General features: G+C 55.0%; 12 protein-coding genes and 1 rRNA gene. 8 read left to right on the top strand and 5 right to left on the bottom strand.

Annotated features, from left to right (window positions below; genetic code table 11):
- The first annotated feature begins 9 nt into the window (after positions 1–9).
- Positions 10–127: ribosomal RNA gene (gene rrf / locus PN477_RS07880) — 5S ribosomal RNA — on the top strand.
- Positions 128–282: 155 nt separating this feature from the next.
- On the top strand, positions 283–1,641 hold the full coding sequence (locus PN477_RS07875) for a DUF3370 domain-containing protein (RefSeq protein WP_272116056.1): 1,359 nt from the start codon (positions 283–285) through the stop codon (positions 1,639–1,641).
- Between the two features lie 37 nt (positions 1,642–1,678).
- Here the strand turns inward: PN477_RS07875 and PN477_RS07870 are convergent, their stop codons facing one another.
- From PN477_RS07870 to PN477_RS07860, 3 genes are all read right to left on the bottom strand, one after another.
- Positions 1,679–2,506, bottom strand: a complete 828-nt coding sequence (locus PN477_RS07870) for an ABC transporter permease (protein WP_272116055.1) — start codon at positions 2,504–2,506, stop codon at positions 1,679–1,681.
- A 141-nt stretch (positions 2,507–2,647) separates the two neighbouring features.
- Positions 2,648–3,217: a type III secretion system chaperone family protein gene (locus tag PN477_RS07865; RefSeq protein ID WP_272116053.1), complete on the bottom strand. Its 570-nt coding sequence runs from the start codon at positions 3,215–3,217 to the stop codon at positions 2,648–2,650.
- Positions 3,218–3,305: 88 nt separating this feature from the next.
- Complete coding sequence (locus PN477_RS07860) at positions 3,306–5,069, bottom strand: ABC transporter substrate-binding protein (RefSeq protein ID WP_272116051.1); 1,764 nt, start codon at positions 5,067–5,069, stop codon at positions 3,306–3,308.
- A gap of 246 nt (positions 5,070–5,315) precedes the next feature.
- Here PN477_RS07860 and aqpZ point away from each other — a divergent pair, with 246 nt between their 5' ends.
- Entirely contained in the window at positions 5,316–6,092 is a 777-nt protein-coding gene (gene aqpZ / locus PN477_RS07855) for an aquaporin Z (protein WP_272116058.1), read from the top strand.
- 63 nt (positions 6,093–6,155) lie between these two features.
- Here aqpZ and PN477_RS07850 read toward each other — a convergent pair whose 3' ends face one another.
- A complete protein-coding gene (locus PN477_RS07850) occupies positions 6,156–6,923 on the bottom strand; it encodes a pentapeptide repeat-containing protein (RefSeq protein ID WP_272116049.1) in 768 nt (255 codons plus the stop codon).
- Between the two features lie 131 nt (positions 6,924–7,054).
- Here PN477_RS07850 and PN477_RS07845 point away from each other — a divergent pair, with 131 nt between their 5' ends.
- From PN477_RS07845 to PN477_RS07825, 5 genes are all read left to right on the top strand, one after another.
- Positions 7,055–7,654, top strand: a complete 600-nt coding sequence (locus PN477_RS07845; RefSeq protein ID WP_272116047.1) for a rhomboid family intramembrane serine protease — start codon at positions 7,055–7,057, stop codon at positions 7,652–7,654.
- A gap of 218 nt (positions 7,655–7,872) precedes the next feature.
- Positions 7,873–10,803, top strand: coding sequence for a PAS domain S-box protein (locus tag PN477_RS07840; protein WP_272116045.1), 2,931 nt, complete (start codon positions 7,873–7,875; stop codon positions 10,801–10,803).
- Between the two features lie 94 nt (positions 10,804–10,897).
- Complete coding sequence (locus tag PN477_RS07835) at positions 10,898–11,494, top strand: hypothetical protein (RefSeq protein WP_272116043.1); 597 nt, start codon at positions 10,898–10,900, stop codon at positions 11,492–11,494.
- Positions 11,495–12,310: 816 nt separating this feature from the next.
- Positions 12,311–13,066: a fatty acid desaturase gene (locus PN477_RS07830; protein ID WP_272116041.1), complete on the top strand. Its 756-nt coding sequence runs from the start codon at positions 12,311–12,313 to the stop codon at positions 13,064–13,066.
- 87 nt (positions 13,067–13,153) lie between these two features.
- On the top strand, positions 13,154–15,283 hold the full coding sequence (locus PN477_RS07825; RefSeq protein ID WP_272116039.1) for a CHAT domain-containing protein: 2,130 nt from the start codon (positions 13,154–13,156) through the stop codon (positions 15,281–15,283).
- Here PN477_RS07825 and PN477_RS07820 read toward each other — a convergent pair.
- Positions 15,280–17,989, bottom strand: a 2,710-nt coding sequence (locus PN477_RS07820) for a hypothetical protein (protein WP_272147135.1), incomplete at its 5' end; no start/stop codon positions are given. The genes PN477_RS07825 and PN477_RS07820 overlap by 4 nt on opposite strands.

Below are 17,989 nucleotides of genomic sequence, written 5' to 3'. Positions count from 1 at the left end.
GAAGGGATTGCTGGTGTCTAAGGCGTAGTGGCCCCACTCCGATTCCATCCCGAACTCGGTTGTGAAACGCTACAGCGGCGACGATACTTGGAGGGTTGCTTCCTGGTAAAATAGCTCGATGCCAGCTTTTATCTTTTGAAAAAAGTCCTACTGTTTATTGCAGTGGGGCTTTTTTGTTGGGTGTTTGCAGGATATTTTGAATGACTTATGGCTGTTAAGTGCTTAAATTTCCTATCGCCCCTCGGATAAAATGAGCGGTTATTGAGTGAATAGCCGTCTCCTATGTTTCCTTTCTTTTTTCCGTTAGAACCGACGTTCCTCGCTCAGGCGATCGCACCTCAACCCCAAGAAATTCTGCGCCCCCAAGAGATACGCGCCCTGCCGAATGGGTTGGATCAAGTGCCGGTGTTTAACAGCAACAGTCCTGAACTGGTACTAGAACCGGGTATTTTACTCTCGACGTTTCCGGGCGATCGCAAAGCATACCCCGACGCACACCTCAACTATCAGTTTCCGGCGGGTCGTTTTGATGTTTTCGCGCACCATATCGCCAAGGCTGATCCTCCTGACGATCTTCGCACTCTTTACATGGCGGTTGTGGCCCACAATCCCACCGATCGAGCTATTGCCATTGATTTCCTGGCCGGGGCGAGCTACCTGAGTCAGCCCGACGCGCCATTTTTACCCATGGCCCCATTTTTGGCAAACCCGGCGGGTCAAGTGTATGCGGGGCCGGGAAGTCGGGTGATGAGTGATTTAATTCGCGATCGCCTCCAACCCTCATTTCCGCTGCGAGTCGTGATCCCGCCGGGAGCCACAAAACTCCTACTCAATGCCCCCATTCCTGTGCGGGAACTTGACCCCCCGATTAATGGCCGTTCGACCTACCTGCGACTCCAGAGTAATGGCCCCCTGTACTTGGCGAGTTTGGCACAGTTTGCCCCCACCAATGCCCAAGGGGAGGAACGGGCTCCGAGGCTCCGGGAATGGGTGAATCTGTTGGAAATGGGGAATGTGGCGGGGCCACGCGATCGCGCCCCGACTCCCCTAGATAGTACTGGGCAATTTCTCTATGGCCGGGTGGCTGGGGTGGCGATCGGGTCGCAATGGGATGCCCGCTTAACCGATGGTGCAGAATCTACCCGCTTAACAATTCCCGCCCCTGGTGCAGCGCTATCCTACGGGGTGAGTTTGTTGGATCGGGGTACGTTGGGGACGGGACAGGTGCAAAGTGCTGAATTGGTGCGACGCTACCCCGACACCGCCTATCGTGCCCATGGTAACTATGGCGTGGAATATAACCTTGATTTTCCTCTCCATAACCCCACGAACATCCCCCAAACCGTGACCGTTGCGCTGGAAACCCCGATTAAGTTTGACCCACCGGCTCCCGGTCTGCGCTTTTTCGAGCCGTTACCCACGCCCACGTTTTTCCGGGGTACGGTGCGGGTGCAGTATCGCGATGATCAGGGTCAGGCACAGTGGCAGTATTATCATTTGATTCACCGTCGAGGCCAGGCGGGAACGCCCCTAGTGACGGTGACACTGCAACCGGGCGAGGAACGTCTCGTGACGGTGAATCTGGCCTATCCTCCGGATGCGACCCCGCCGCAGGTGGTGACGATTCAAACCCTTGAATAATTGAAGAATGCGCCTCGCCACGTCACCGTTCAACCCGTTAAATGATATCGGCAAAGGTGCGCTCCATCCGTCGAAAATACCAAATTCCTCCCAACAAAAACCCAAATAACAAGAACAAGGAGAGGAAAAACCCCGGCAGGTATAGTGGCGAGGCTTGCCCCAGGATGGCCCAGCGAAACCCATCAATCACCCCGACCATCGGATTAAGGGAATAGAGCAAGCGCCACCGTTCCGGAACCACATCACTGCTAAAGCCCACGGGAGAAATATAGAGGCCAAACTGCACCATAAACGGCACGACAAACCGAAAATCACGGTACTGCACATTCAACGCCGCGAGCCATAGCCCCACGCCCAAACTCGCCAAGGCAGCGATCGCCACCAACACCGGCAACAGGACAATCCGCCAACTCGGTACAAAGTTATACCACGCCATCAAGCCCAGCAAAATGATCCCCGAAATCAAAAAATCCACAAAACTCACCACGATCGCACTCGCAGGCACAATCAAACGGGGAAAATACACCTTCGCCAGCATATTGGCATTGCTCACCAAGCTATTGCTACAGGCCGAGAGAGAATTCGCGAAAAACTGCCACGGCAACATTCCCGCAAACACCAAAATCGGATAGGGAACCCCCGACGAGGGCAACTTCGCCAAATTGCCAAACACCACCGACAGCACCACCATTGTCAAAAATGGCTGCAACAGCGCCCAAATCACGCCGATCGCCGTTTGTTTATAGCGCACCAGAATGTCACGCCAGGCCAAAAAGCCAAACAACTCCCGGTAGCGCCATAGATCGTGCCAATAGTGCTTTTCAACTTTGCCAGCTTCAATGATCAATTCAGGAGGGCGGGACATGGGCAGGGCAGAACGGGGGGAAAGTCCGCACTACTATAACAGGTGGGGCCGGTTTTCATGATCATTAGCGGGAAACCGCATCCTCTTATGGGCGGGTTAATTGATATTGATCAGGATTAACGCTGCATCTTCTGCCCTCAGTTAAGGATTCACCTGTTCCCACAACAGACTGAGCCGGGTTTGCCATGCGAGTAAGATGCGGTCTTTCACCTCTTCTGTGGGGCCTAGGTCGCCGAGCATCCCTTCGCTATACATGCGATCGAGGTTTTGTAGGGTTTGGTTGAGGGTTTGACCTTGGGCTTTGGCGGCGGCGATGATTTGGCGTAGTTGGCGGTCGGATTGGTAGCGGAAGGCTTCGTCTCGCCAGGATTGAGCGAGTTTTAACAGACGAGCGATCGCTGCTTCAAGATCTTCTAGGGTGAGGGTGAGGCGATTGAATTGAAACACCCCCCAAAGCACCTCTTGATGGAGGGCAAAGCGGACTTCTTGGGTCAGATCAAAATTCAACGCTAAGAGGGATTCGAGGTAGGGTTCCGCCTCTGGTTGGGGAGCGAGGGGCAGGAGCAACCGCAGCCACGCTTGATCCTCCGACAGCAGGATCAGTAGCCGCGCATCGGGTAACTCCACTTGCCAGGTGTTGGGGGTTGGGGCGGCAATGGCCACGGCGGGAAATAGGTTCGTGAGTAGGGGAGCGATCGCAGCAATATCCATTAAAACCGGGTAGAAACAACCCTTCCATTGTGAACACAAAACCCAATCCAGCGGGCGGGGCTTTGCCAGAATTGTCGTGAATGTGGGGTTAGTTGGCTTTGATTTCCAGTTCGTAGATGTTCCAGAATGCGCCACCGAGGGCCGTGAAATTGATGTTTTCGATGCGATCGCGCACCGCTTCTAAGGACAGAGCATTGATTAAGTAAATAAACGGCACTTGTTCGGCGACAATTTGCTGAAATTCGCCGTAAATTTCCTTGCGCTTGGCTTCATCCAATTCCCCCGCCCCAGCCAGAAAGAGGCGATCGATTTCCTGCTCCCAGTCCGACACCTGCCAATCTTGAATCGGGTCTTCACCGGGCATCGGCCCTTGGTTAAATTGATGGAGCGAGCCGCCACTGTACCAGATATTAAACCCGCTGTGGGGTTCCACACCGCCGCCACCAAACCCGCCCACATACACTTCCCAATCGCGGTTTTGGAGTTTTTGAATTACGGTATTAAAATTCAGCACTTGTAAATCCGCTTGAATGCCGATCGCTTTCAAATCCTGCTGGGTTTGCACCGCCGCATCGACGCGGGATTTTTCCTCGGATTTCACCAACATATTGAACCGCACCGGATTGCCCGCCTCATCTTCAAGCCCGCCGGCACTGTTGTATTGAAACCCATTGGCGAGGAGGAGATCTTTGGCTTTTTCGGGGTCGTAGCGGTAGGTTTTGAGACCGTCTTTGGGGCCGCGATAGTAGGGGCTGCTCACGCCAATCGCGGAGTCTTGAATTTCCCCTAAACCCCGATAGACACTATCTTTCATTTTTTCGCGGTTGAGGGCGTAGGCGATCGCCTGGCGAAACTCCGTTTTTTGAAACCAGTTCGACACAATCGGATTCACAAAGGGTTCACCCTGGGCGTTTTTCGCTTGGGACAGGTTGAAGCCCACAAACCGGCTATCCGACGACGGCCCGCCATTGTAGATCGTGTAGTCGCCCCGGTCTTCTTCCCGCTTCAGGAGGCTGAACACTTCCGGCTGCACCGAAAGGCTGTCCAGTTCCCCCGACCGAAAGGCGATCGATTGGGTTTCGTCGGATTCAATGGTGCGCACCACGACACGCTCAATGTAGGGTTGGGGGTTGCCTTGGTCATCTTTGCGCCAATAGTAGGGGTTGCGCTCGAACACGACCCGCTGACCCGGCACGTAGCGCACCATCCGGTAGAGGCCCGCGCCAATAATGGCGGTGGGGTCGGTGTCCGTGCCCCAAGTGGAGAGAAATTTGAGGTTGCCCTCGCTGTCGGTTTCGTTAATCGCGTCGATCAGGGCGTGTTTGGGGAGGATGGAAATACCGCCAGCATAGCGGAGAAACGGGGCAAAGGGTTGCGGCACGGTGAATTCAACGTCGCGATCGCTCAACGCCCGCACCGTGGGAAAACCGTCCCCAACGCGGAGAATATCTTTTAAGCCCGTGGGGACGTTCGGATTTAGGTAAACATCATTATAGGAAAACACCACATCTTCGGCGGTGAGGGGTTCGCCATCCGACCACTGCAACCCCTCGCGCAGGGTAAAGACAATCCGGAGATTATCGTCGGAGATTTCCCAGGATTCGGCCAGGGCGGGTTCGAGTTCGGCGGTTTCGCCGTTTTGGGTGATCAGGCCGGCGTTGATGTAGCCGAACACGCTGTAGGCGGAGGTGTTGAGGGGCGCGTTAAAGGTGGCTGGGTCGCTGGGGCTGGAAAACACCAGTTGGGGGGTATTGTCCACGCTAGCGGTGATTAAGCTGCGACACCCAGAGAGCGCGATCGCCCCCACTAACACCAACCCCAACGCGATCGACCGCCATCTAAACCCACGCATAGTGTTACCGTTCGTAATCTTCACCGATCAAACTTAGCACGATTGCCCAAGGGTTCGAGGGGGCGGTTGAAATTGATCGAGAGTTCCCGCTCTCAAGCAACAGTAGTGACTCAGTTTTCCATGGGCCTAGTTTTAGGCTGTAACGCATTGTTGACCCAGATCGTAAAGATTTTGACCTCAGTAGATTCACGGCTTATAGTGTGCATTATTGTTGTAATCTATCTCACATTTTGAGGAGTAATTAATATACCTTTACTCAAACGGTGTATTGCTGAGTCGATTGGAACTTTTTGGCTCGTGTTTGGCGGCTGTGGTAGCGCCGTTCTTGCGGCGGGCTTTCCCTACAGTGCGGCTCCCGATGGGGCGAGCAACTTTTTCGGACTGGGCTTTTTAGGGGTGTCCCTGGCCTTTGGTTTGACGGTGTTAACAATGGCCTATGCCATTGGCCATATTTCCGGCTGTCACCTCAACCCGGCTGTGTCCTTCGGTCTTTGGGCCGCTAAACGATTTCGAGGTGGGGATTTGCTGCCCTACATTGGATCGCAGGTGTTGGGGGCGATTATTGCCGGTGGCCTGCTTTTTGTCATCGCCAGTGGTCGCGAGGGTGGTTTTACCCTCAGTGGCTCGAATCCCTTAGCCACCAATGGCTTTGGTGTCCATTCCCCCGGTGGTTATAGTCTCCTGGCTTGTCTGTTGATTGAAGTGGTGCTGACCTTTGTCTTTCTCTTTGTCATTCTAGGAGCCACAGACGATCGCGCCCCCGCTGGTTTTGCCCCGATCCCCATCGGTCTTTGCCTAACCCTCATTCACTTAATCAGCATTCCAATCACCAACACCTCCGTCAATCCTGCCCGCAGTACCGGTGTCGCAATCTTTGCAGGGCCAGAACTGTTTAGTCAGGTGTGGTTATTTTGGCTTGCACCCATTGCCGGAGCCTTAATTGCGGGATTCGTTTATGCCACCTTTTTCAGTGCTGACACCACCGAACCCCCTGAACCCACGGTTACCCCGCAAATCCCTTAGGGTCTAAACCACTGTTTAATCATGTCCATCAGTCATCTTGCCATCAGTCAGCTTCCATGGATGCTATTCAAGATCAGGGGTTGGGCCCATGTCTGCCTCACACCCCTGCATCGACACCGTGCCATCGGGCATCACCGCTTCACAAAACACCGCCCCCTCAATACGCGCCCCGTCAATCAACGCATCACGCAGATTCGCCCCACTTAAATCTGCCCCGCTGAGATCCGCCCCGCGTAGATCCGCATGGTCGAAATCTGCCCCGGTTAAATCGGCTCCGTGAAAATTCGCCGCCTGTACATTGGCCCAGACGAAATTACTGCGGGGTGCGATCGCCCCTTGAGCTTGCATCGTTTGGAGGGTCGCCCGGTTTAAATCCGCATCGGTTAAATTCGCCCCCATCAGATCCGCCCCCGTCAGATCCGCCGCGCTCAAATCTACCCCCTGCAATTGGGCATCCACCAACACCGCCTGAGTCAACACCCCCTGACGCAGGGAACTCCCCATCAAGATCGTGCCCCGCAAATGGGCCGAGGTGAGATCCACCCCCTGCAAGCTCGACCCGCGTAAATTCGCAAAACTCAGATCGACAAACTGTAGATTTGCCCTCCTTAAATCGCTCGTTTGTAGCGACACTCGTTCTAGGTGTTTTCCCCCTAATTGGGCTGCTTGGAGATCGCAGCGATCGCAATCCCGCGTTGCCATTAACCGTTGAATATTTTCATCCAATTGGCGGATATTTTCCTGCACCTGTGCCGTTGCAATTTCTGATCCCAGGATCACCAGACCCAAGGAAATCCCCAATCCAAACCGCCCCAGCCATCGTCTCATCATACATTCCTGCCCTGGACAATCTTTTTATTTCAGTGTAAACGCTCCCCACCGAGACCCACCCGCCCCTGCTCCATTTTCTAAAAGAGAATGCCATACTAAATGCAGACAATCTGCAAGCCGTTTCAAGTTCTATGCGCCATCAGGATGACGGGTCAGTAACCGCCGAATTAAAAGCTCAATTCCAAATCCTCGGTTTTTTTATCAGTGTTTTTTGGAGCCTTGAAATTCTCGATCAATTCATTTTCCAAGCCGTGATGCCTGGGGGTTTAGATCGCTTTGGGATTCGTCCGCACAGCTTGATTGGCTTGCGCGGCATTTTTTTTGCGCCGTTTCTCCATGGGGGCTGGGGTCACCTGATTGCCAACACAATCCCGTTTTTGATCTTGGGTTGGTTCGTGATGTTTCAAGAAACCCGCGACTTTTGGATGGTTACCTTCACCACGATCGCCGTTGCGGGCCTCGGCACTTGGTTGTTCGGAATGCCTGGAGAAGTGCATATCGGTGCGAGCAGTTTGATCTATGGGTATTTAGGCTTTTTACTGCTCCGGGGCTATTTTGAGCGCAATATTCCCTCCATTATTATTTCAATCCTGGTGTTTTCCCTCTACGGCGGCGTTGTGTGGGGCGTGTTTCCCAGTCAGCCGGGGATTTCCTGGCAAGGTCATCTGTTTGGATTTATCGGGGGAGTCTTAGCCGCCCGCTCCATTAGCAAATCGCGCCGCGCCGTCTGAGTCTGAGTCGATTGCTCCGGGGCGCGAGAAAATTCCCTCGCCACAGACGGCCCTTATCCTTCGATAATCTTTTAAAATTGCTCTAAACTTTGGGAGTCCTTGGCTAAATTAAGCCAAGGATCTGGTTTGCACAGCGATAATTCATGTATTGTTGAGTGCAGTTTACCCTATGCATAATCCCTGGGTCATTTCCTCCATCCCTAATGTAACGATTGACGATGAACAACCCGCAGCGACTCGGCCTCCTTTTCTTTAAAACGACGCTTCTTTCCCTCCTCGTCGCGGGTACTGGGATTGGCATTCTCTATCGCCTGGCTCTGAAGGCGCATCAGGCGGAGTTGGTGGCGGCTCTCGATGCACCGCTGCAAGCATTGGCCGCAGACCCCGCTGTGGCGATTCAAACCTTTAAGACCCAAGGGACGGCCACCCCTGATCCTGATGCTCCTGAGCAGTTTTTGATTGTGGGTCGGCAAGATGGGGAGGCGGTGTCGATTTCGCTGGATCAAACCAATGGGGAGGATGGGGCTGAGCCACCAGCAGCGTTGACGCAGGCGATCGCTGGCGAAAGCGGCACGGCGGCGGATTGGAACACGATTTCAGCCTACGCTCCGGTTCCGGATCAATCGGGCTGGGGGGTGGTGCTGCAAACACAGCAGCGGGAATTCAGTTCGAGCTATCTGCAAGTGGCGATGATTACGATCATCGTGGCGATTTTTTTAAATGCGATCGGGACGGCGATCTATTGGCTGATTAATCGGGCCTCGGTGCGGCAATTGACCCGCAGTGAAGCCCGCCACCGTACCATTGTGGAACATGCCCCCGAAGGGGTGATCACGATTAACGAAAAGGCTAAGATTGAAACCTTTAACCCCGCAGCGGCGGCCATGTTTGGCTATAGCGAAAAGCAGGTGATTGGCCAGGGGATCGACAGTTTGATGTTGGCCTTTGCGGATGGGGAAGTGGAAGCGGCACTCTTCGGCTCAACGGCTACGCCGCCTCAAACCACGGCCCAAAATTCTACCCAGATCCAAACCGTACCGGCGGCGGCCTTGAGTCCGATGACCACTGCCAAACGGGAGTTGATGGGCCAACGCCAAGATGGTTCGATTTTTCCGGTGGAGTTGGCGGTGTCGCGGTTGACGACGGGGAAAACGAAGCGGTATTTGCTGATGGTGCGGGATATTAGCGATCGCAAACAGATCGAAGAAACCCTGCGCAAACGCAACGATGAACTCGAATTGCGCGTCGAAGAACGCACCAACCAACTCACCCACCTCAACGAAGAACTGCTCCACGAAATCGCCGAGCGCAACAATGCCGAAGAAACCCTCCAGGAAATGGAGAAACGCTTCCGCACCCTTTTCAATCAATCGGAAGTCGGGGTGTTGCAAACCAGCGCCACGGGTCAAATTCTCTCCGTGAATACCCGGCTTTTGGATCTCCTCGACTACACCGAAGCGGAACTCCAGGCGCAAACCTTCCAAGACATTACCTATCCTGATGATCTTGGGGTAGTGGTAAGTCAGTTTCGCCAGTTGATCGCGGGGGATATTCCCGATCTCTGCGTTGAGCAACGCTATCTCTGCAAGAATGGGGAACAGGTTTGGGTGCAGGTGAGCGGGTCGGTGGTGCGTGATTTGGCCGGGGATGTGGAATATTTCCTTGGGGTTGTGGAGGACATTAGCGATCGCGTTTCCACCCAAGCCGCCCTCGCGGCCAGTGAATCCACCCTGAGCAGCTTTTTTAACAGCACCTCAATGATGATGGGGGTGATCGAAGTTGTCGATGATGACATTCGCCATCTGTCGGACAATGCCGTCAGTAGCGAGTTTTTCCGCCTCTCGCCCGTGACGATGCACAACCAAACCGCCAGCGCCATGGGCGTGCCCGAAGACATTCGCCGCTATTGGATTGATCACTGTTTGGAGAGCGATCGCAAAGGGGCCCCGGTACAGTTTGAATACGCCTATGAGCCGGATTACGACACCAATAATGGGGTGGCGGTGCGCTGGCTCGCGGCAACGGTGTGCTCGATTCCCGGCCAGGGGAAATATTCCTACATGGTGGAAGATATCACCGAACAGCGGGCCCAAGCCGAAGCCCTGCGCCGCGCCAACGCCCAACTGGAAAGCTCCACCGTCCAACTCAACGCCCATCGCCGCGAGATGGACAAACTCGCCGAACTCAACGACTACCTGCAAGCGAGTCGCAGTTTAAGCGATGCCCATGATGCGATCGCCGAACTCGTCGGCCCCCTCTTCCCCGACTGTTCCGGCGCAGTTTTTCTCTGCAATGATGCCGGCAACCTCCTCGAAGCCCTCACCACCTGGGGCGACCACTTCAACAGCGAACAGATCTTCGCCCCCGAAGACAGTTGGGCGATCCGCCGCAACCGTACCCACTGGGTGGATCACGAGCACCCCCGCCTCCTCAGTAAACATATTCACCGCGAACCCCTCCCCGCCGAATGCCTCAGCATCCCCATGATCGCCCAAGACAGCCTCCAAGGGATGCTCTACCTCACCTCGCCCCAAGCCGGGGTACTCACCGACGGTAAACGCAGTTTCGCCCAAACCGTCGCCGAACAGTTAGCCGCCTCCCTCGCCAATGTCAAACTGGGGTCAAACCTGAAGATTGACCGGGTTCACGATGCCTTAACGGGGCTGTTTAATCGCCGCTACCTCGAAGAAGCCCTCGAACGGGAAGTCTACAGCGCCGCCCGTCAACAGCGCACCATCGGCCTGATTTTGCTCGATATCGACCATTTTCGGCAGTTTAACAATACTTTCGGCCATGAAGCGGGGGATGTGGTGTTGCGGAGTTTAGGCGGGTTTCTGAGCCGCACACTCCACAATAACGACATTGCGGGCCGGTACGGCGGCGAGGAAATGGTGGTGATTTTGCCCAATGCCTCCTTTGATGACATTCGCAACCGCGCCCAGCAACTCCTCGACGGGGTGAAGCAACTCCACTGTGAGCACGCCAACCAACACCTTGACCCGATTACGGTGTCCATCGGCGTGGCGATTTTCCCGGAAAACGGGATGACCTGGCAATCCCTTTGTCAGAGTGCGGAAATGGCCCTAAGTCGGGCAAAAGTGGAAGGGCGCGATCGCATTTGTATGATCGACGGTGACACCCCCCGTTAACCTTGTGTCGGGAACTTTGCCCCGCTCCCTTGGGGTCTTAGGGTAAATCACCGTATTGAGACTGCGATCGCTGCGATCATTCTCCCCAACACCTATGCGCACGTCCCCCCTCGCCATTCTCCTCGCCATTCTCCTCCCCAGTCTCGACCTGGGAAACGTTTGGGCCCAAGTTCCCCCGCCGGAACTCAGCCCCGTGGCGGAAGCAACCGACACCGACACCATCACCGAAACCGGCGCAATTTTCGGCGACTTCTTCACCGTCTCCGTCACCGCCTGCACCCTTGACGAAAAACTGCTCACCACCCAAGACACCAAAGCCCTGGCCGAGCAAGGGATCTATACGGCTCAAATGGTGTCCCAAGAACGGATGCCCCATCCGAGTCTCTGGTGGGCCAGCGAACAATTGTTAGGCGATCGCCAAACCCTCGTTGAAGATTGGTTCATTCTGCTCCAGGAAAAACGCATTGAACTGATCGTCAACCGCTTCCAATGGTCTCAACTCGATTCCCTCGAACAATATCGCATCGTCAATCATTTCGGGGCCGTTGCCCGTGATGCCGGGTATCAACTCCGCATCTTCAACCGCCTGCCCAAGTGCTTAGCGATCTACGCCTGCGAAACCGAGGCCAACGCCCTCCAATGCGAAATTGATATGCAGCCCTCCCGCCGTGATCCCTTCGGCTTTTTCTAATTCCCTGGGCTTGTTTTAAACCTCAATGATCAGAACACCCATGCCACGCGGTGAAGAGCATGGGTGGCATGGGTGTCTTGTGCGTCTTATGGTACTAGCCAAAGCGGTTAGGCCATTCAGAGACTCTGGAACAAGGGGCTTAAGCCCCTTGCCTGTCCTAATGCCCTTGTTGATTGCTATAGTTCAAGATGCGAAAAAATTGACAGTGCAAAACCCACCTAGCGGACATCAAAAAGAAAATAAACAACTGATGCTAGATGGGTTTTTAGTTGTCGATCGAATGACTAGAGTTAGAAGAAAAAACGTGGAAAATAGTTAGCAAATTGGTTGATGAAAATGAATGACTTTTGGTTTGCAATAACCCTTTTTTTCATTCAGCTTTTAGCAGTCACTTCACCGTTTCGGATGTGGGGATTGTGGTTTCCAGGGTTCATGCAGGAACGGGTCTGGAACGTTCGCCACCCTATTCTTGGAGCTGCTATTATGTTAACGAAAAAGCGGGGTGATCAAAAGATGGAGAACACAACTCTTTTAATCTTGGGTTGGAAACAAGGGGTTTAAACTTGTCTTGTGCTCTATGTCCTAAAAGTAGCATTGGGGATGAGGAGAACACAATGGAGTTTTACGAAACTTCATGATTTTGATTCCCTTGCATCCATTGAACGGGGCGATCGCTCGGAACGATTCCCATGGGATCGGGATGGGTACTGGGGTGTCGATCTTTTGGAATGATTTAAGGGTGTTGTGGTTTAAACCTGAGACTGTAACGCTATATTAAGTGAGTCTGTTGATTTTTTTCTCTTCTTTCAATTTGGTATGACCGCTTTATCTTCCCGTCCCGCAGCACCCGCCCATTCCTGGGTCGGATTAGCGATCGCCCTAGTGATTATTACCGCGTATCTTGGCAGTTGGTATGGTGTGCTGCGGCTCGATTTAGCGACCTTACCGTGGGGATTGATCCTCTTAGCGATCGCTTGCCGCACCTTTTGCCATACGGGGCTGTTCATCACCGCCCACGATGCGATCCATGGCACAGTGTTTCCGCAAAATCAACGCATTAACGACGGGGTAGGCGCGATCGCTCTCTTTCTCTACGCCCTCTTTCTTTATCCGGTGATGCGCGAAAAGCACCTCCAACACCACGCCAACCCCGCCACCGCCGACGACCCCGACTACTACAGCGATGCCCAACAGAACCCCGCCCTCTGGTATGGCCGCTTCATTTGGGACTACCTCCAAGGCCCGCACCGCTGGATTGTGCTGGGTGGGATGACGCTGCTTTTTCATAGCCTGTTTTGGCTGGGTCATGTGCCCTTGAGTAATTTGCTACTGCTGTGGGTGTTGCCCAATGTGATTAGTTCGATGCAACTGTTTTTCATTGGCATTTATCTACCCCACCGCGACCCGCCCGACGGTCATCAAAATCAACATCGCTCCACAACTCTGCCATTACCGGTATTCTGGTCATGGTTGGCTTGTTATCATTTTGGCTACCATTGGGAACATCATGAGTATCCCCATGTCCCGTGGTATCGTCTCCCGGCCTACCATGCTCAACCCCCCCAGGGCTAAGGCTTGTCAGCGGTTTTGATGGCAGCGGCGATCGGGGTTGGGACACCGTTTTGATCAGGAGTTTGTCTGCGCCATGCCGCGATCGCTATGAAAATTTTAGAGTTTCAACTCTCAGTTACGCCCCTGGGAGAGGATCGGTATCTCATCCGCACGGAAAAAGTGGAGCCGGGTGTGCCGTTGGCCGAAGAACAAGTCTCGTGGCCGGTAGCGGACTGGGTCGCCGTAACCCGGCAGTTAATGGATGATCCCATTGTGCAATTCCTCAATCCGGTAGAGTCGGACTCATCCGCCACGCCGCGCCCGGATCTCTTGACCCTGGGCCAAGAGTTTTATCGCCATCTGTTCCAGGGCAGTTTGTACGACAGTTGGATTGCAGCGCGAAGCATTGCCTATCATCAAGAGGCGATGTTGCGGTTTCGACTGGGGTTAAAGGGCGATCGCCTGCCGCGCCTCCCGTGGGAAGTGCTCCACGCTCCCCCGACGGCCAGCGGTTCGGATCGGTTTCGTCCCTTGGCTACGGGGACAGAGGTGCTGTTTTCCCGTTACCACAGCGGCCCCCTGGTGGATTTCAAAGGGAGCGACCCGCTCACGGAGTCTGAACCGGTGCGGGTCTTGATGGCGATCGCGCAACCCAGCGACCAAGCTAACCTCACCCTCGCCCAAGAAGTCAAACACCTCAAAACCGAACTCGCCCACCAACATCCCACCCCGATCGAACTCACCCTGCTGCAACAACCGGGGCGCGAAACCCTGACCCAAACTCTCGAACAGGGTCACTATCACGTCTTCCACTATTCCGGCCATAGCGGCCTTGGCCATTCTGGCGGGGATGTGTATTTGGTTAATCCCATGTCTGGCCTCGCTGAACAGATTGACGGCGATGATCTGGCGGGGCTGTTGGTCAACAATGGCATTCAGTTGGCGATTTTTAATTCCTGCCGCAGCGGTCACACGATTTTTAACAGCGAGCAAGAGCAAAGCCTCGCTGAAGCCCTGATTCAGCAGGGAGTGCCGGCGGTGCTGGCGATGGCGGAACGGATTCCCGATGAAGTGGCGTTAACCTTAACCCGGTTGCTCTATCGCAATTTGAGTTTAGGTTATCCCCTGGATCTCAGCCTCAGTCGGGCGCGACAGGGGTTGCTCTCGGCCTATGGGTCGTCGCAGTTGTATTGGGCGTTGCCGGTGTTGTATCTCAATCCCAGCCTCCAGAGTCGGTTAACGATTCCTTTGGCTGTGCCCGATGATGAGGATGTCTTGCCGGATTGGTTGAAAACTGGGGCGATCGCGGCTGAGGAGCACGATGATGCGGAGTTAGCGACGTTAATTAAAGATATTTTTCCCACCTTAGACGAGGGCGATCGCCCCCAGGAGCCAGACCCGACACCTCCCGCCGATCCTGCCCCCCCACCACCCCCGATCGCCCCCCAGCTCCAAGTCCGGGTCACCCCGCCCAAATCCCGCCCGATCTGGCCCTATGTGGTGGGGGGGATGGGTGCGATCGCCCTCGCGTTAACGGGGGGCTGGGTGGCGCAGCAGGTGGGATCACCCACGCCGGAAGCGGTGGAAGCGTCGCCAGATTTGCAAAATTTGGAGCCGGTGAGTAGCGATCGCGTCACGGGTTTGGCCATTGAATCCTTTAGCCAGGGCAACCTTGAAGATGGTCTTCAGGCAGTGACGGCACTGCTCGATCGCAATGCCTTATCCTTGGCGGAATCCGCCCTCGCCGCTGTGGCAGTGGAGCGGTTGGATGATCCGGCGGTGAGTTTTTTGCGGGGGCGGCTGGCCTGGCAGGCGATCGCCCAAGACAACCCCACCTCCACCTATGCGATTAGCGATGCACGGCGCTATTGGGAAACGGCGGCGAAGGGTGCGCCGAACGAGAGCCGCTATCACACCGCCCTCGGTTTTGCCTATTACAGCGAAGGATTGATCGGCCGGGCGAATCAGGCTTGGTACGATGCGATCGCCTTAATCGAAGCCGAAACCAACACCCCCAGCGCCGCCCAACAAACCCCCTACGCCGGTCTCGCCTTGGGTCTTAATGCCCTCGCCCTCGAACCCGATGCCCGCAATGCTGAAGAACTACAGCGGCAAGCGATCGCCCTCCAACGCCAAGTCCTCACCGCCCAGCCCCAAGCCTTCCAAGCCCAAGCCCTCAGCCAAGACTGGCTCTGGACGGACGCAATGATCACCACTTGGCAAACCCTCGCTCCCTAATCCACCACCACCCGGAACCGCAGCGTTGCCGTCGCCTCCGGCTCCAAGGTCAACCCCTCTAACCGCACCGCCCCATTGGGATTATTCCCATTGCTACAGGGAGCCGTCACCGGATTCAACGCCGGAAAATAGCGGCCTTGATCCTGATCTGCCCCATTGGTTAAGCGCGTCTCTTGCCCGTCAAACTCCAAGACCATCCCCCGCCCCGTGCCGTAGGTATCCGTTAAAAACGTCGTATTGTCGGGGATCAAGTCACACAGTTTCACATTCTCCACCGCCGCCGTCCCATCCGACAGCAGATAGAGCGCATATTCCACCACATCCCCACTCTGCAACTGAATCGAGTCAGGAATCGTCACCACGCCGAGCAATTCACCCCACCCGTCAACCGTGTCATCCTCATCACTCGGATCATCCACCACCTGATCAAAATCCACCCCCGCCAAGCGCACCCCACCGCGCAACACCTCCGTAATCCGCTTCACCAGCCGCAAATTGGGTTCACCAACAAATAGCTCTGTTGTTTGCTCCGCTACGTTATTGGTGGGGACGCTGTCAGGATTGCTGAGGGTTACATTACCGGTGGCGGTGATCGTGGTGGCGCTGAAGTCTTCAGGCACACGGTAGGTCACTGTAATGGTGCGAACTTCCCCCGCAGGTACTGTGCCAAAGTCGCAGGGAAGATCATTGGTACAACTGGTGCTCACAAACTCCAAGCCATCCGGCAGGGGAATATCCAACGCAACTCCTTCAGCATTAATGCTGGGGCTGTTGTTGGTGAGAGTGTAGGTGAAGGTAATCTCTTCGCCCGGTTTGAAGGAGGCTGGGGGTTGAATATCAAGCTGCACATCCGTGGGTTCGAGGGGGACGATGGTTTCAACTTTGGCGGTGTCGCTGCTGCCGTTGTTGTTGTTGGGGTCGGTGTCGAGGGTGTCGGAGGTGCTGCGGGCGATGTTGGTGTAGGTTCCATCATCACTGAGGGTGAGGGTCACGGTACGAACGATCGCATTTTGTGCGCCGGGGGCGAGGCTGGCCAGATCCCAGAGGATGCGATCGCCCTCCTGCCGTCCGCCATCAGAGATCTCTTTCACCGTTACCCCGGCTGGGATGGTGTCGTAAATCTGTACATTGGTGGCGGTATCGGGGCCGAGGTTTTCCGTCCGAATGGTGTAGGTATAGTCACCAAGTGGGCCACTCCGCTCCCCTGTTTTGGTGGTGATCAGATCAGCATTGGCCAAGCGGGTGGGCGAGGTGGCGGTGGGGTCAGTGTCCGGGGTGGGGTCGTTGCTGTAGTCTACGACGGCGGTATTGGTGAGGGGGGTGGTGAGTTCGTAATTGTCGGGCACTTTGAACGTGAGGGTAATCGTTTCGGTGCTGTTGGCGGGAATCGTGCCCAGATTACAGGGCAAGGTTGTACAGCCGTTTGGATCAGGGATAAAGGTAAACCCGGCATCGCGTAAGGAAGGGTTATCCAGCACTGCATTCAAGGCATCAACATTGTCTGGATTGCTGAGGTTGACGGTGTAGGTAATCGTTTCGCCAGGGTTAAAGGTGGTGGGGCCATCGGTGGCGATCGCCAGTTCAGCAGGAGGGGCAGCGGGTGTAGTCGTTACCTGAGCATCACTCCTCGAACCGTCATTATTGCCCAAGTTCGGATCAGGGGTATCCGACGACCCAGACGCAATGTTGGTATAGGTGTTGTTATCGTCGGGCAGGCTGACCGTTACCGATCGCGTCACCGTTTGTCCATTGGTGAGGTTACCAATCGTCCAGTTCACCCGATTGGTCGTGTTATCAAACGCCCCTCCATCCGAAGCCGTTTGGAACGTCGCCCCCGTCGCTAGTCGATCCTGAACCACCACATTTTCAGCCGTATCTGGGCCGTTGTTCCTGATGGTGAGGAGGTAAGTGTACTGACCCGGCTGCCCATTGTTGGACACATCTTTGGTCACGACAACATCAGCGCTTGTGACTGTGGTAGGGGCAACGGCGGTGTTGTTGTTGGGGGTGCTGTCAACAATGGTATTCGGTGGCTCAATCCGCGCATTGTTATTCAGAGAACCACTAAAATTCGCCGGAACCGTCCCCGTAATGCGATACACCACGCTCCCCCCGCTCAACAGATCCACCGTCGTATCCAGATCCCCCGAACCATTGGCCGCGCTGCAGGTTCCATTGGTGGCAGCACAAGTCCACGTGACGTTAGCGATCGCATCTGGCACATCATCAATCACCCGCAACCCCGTCACATTCGCCGCCCCCCCATTTGTCACCGTGAGTTCATAGACCACCGTGGTTTGATTATTACTCACGGTTTTATTCACCGTTTTTGTAATCCCCAAATCAGCAGTATTCACCGGTAAAAGAATCGGCACATTTCCCGTGTTATTGCTCGGTGTGGGGTCAGTAATCCCCGCTGGCGGGCTAACACTCGCACTGTTGGTTAATGTCCCGTTAAACGTACTCGCCACATCCCCCGTAATGGTGTAGACTGCTGACCCATCTTTAGGTAGATCAACCGTCGTACTTAAATCCCCCGTCCCACTTGCTGCACCACACGCACTTCCTGCACTCGCGGTACAAGTCCATTGCACATTGGTCAACGTATCCGGCACATCATCAACAACGGCAGCCCCCGTGACATTTGCTTCTCCCGCATTATTAACAGTGAGCGTATAGGTGACTGTAGTGGTGCTGCCGACTGTG

The sequence above is a fragment of the Spirulina subsalsa CS-330 genome (assembly GCF_028330765.1).
Taxonomy (GTDB): Bacteria; Cyanobacteriota; Cyanobacteriia; order Cyanobacteriales; family Spirulinaceae; genus Spirulina; species Spirulina subsalsa_A.
This window is presented reverse-complemented; position numbering and strand designations above follow the sequence as displayed.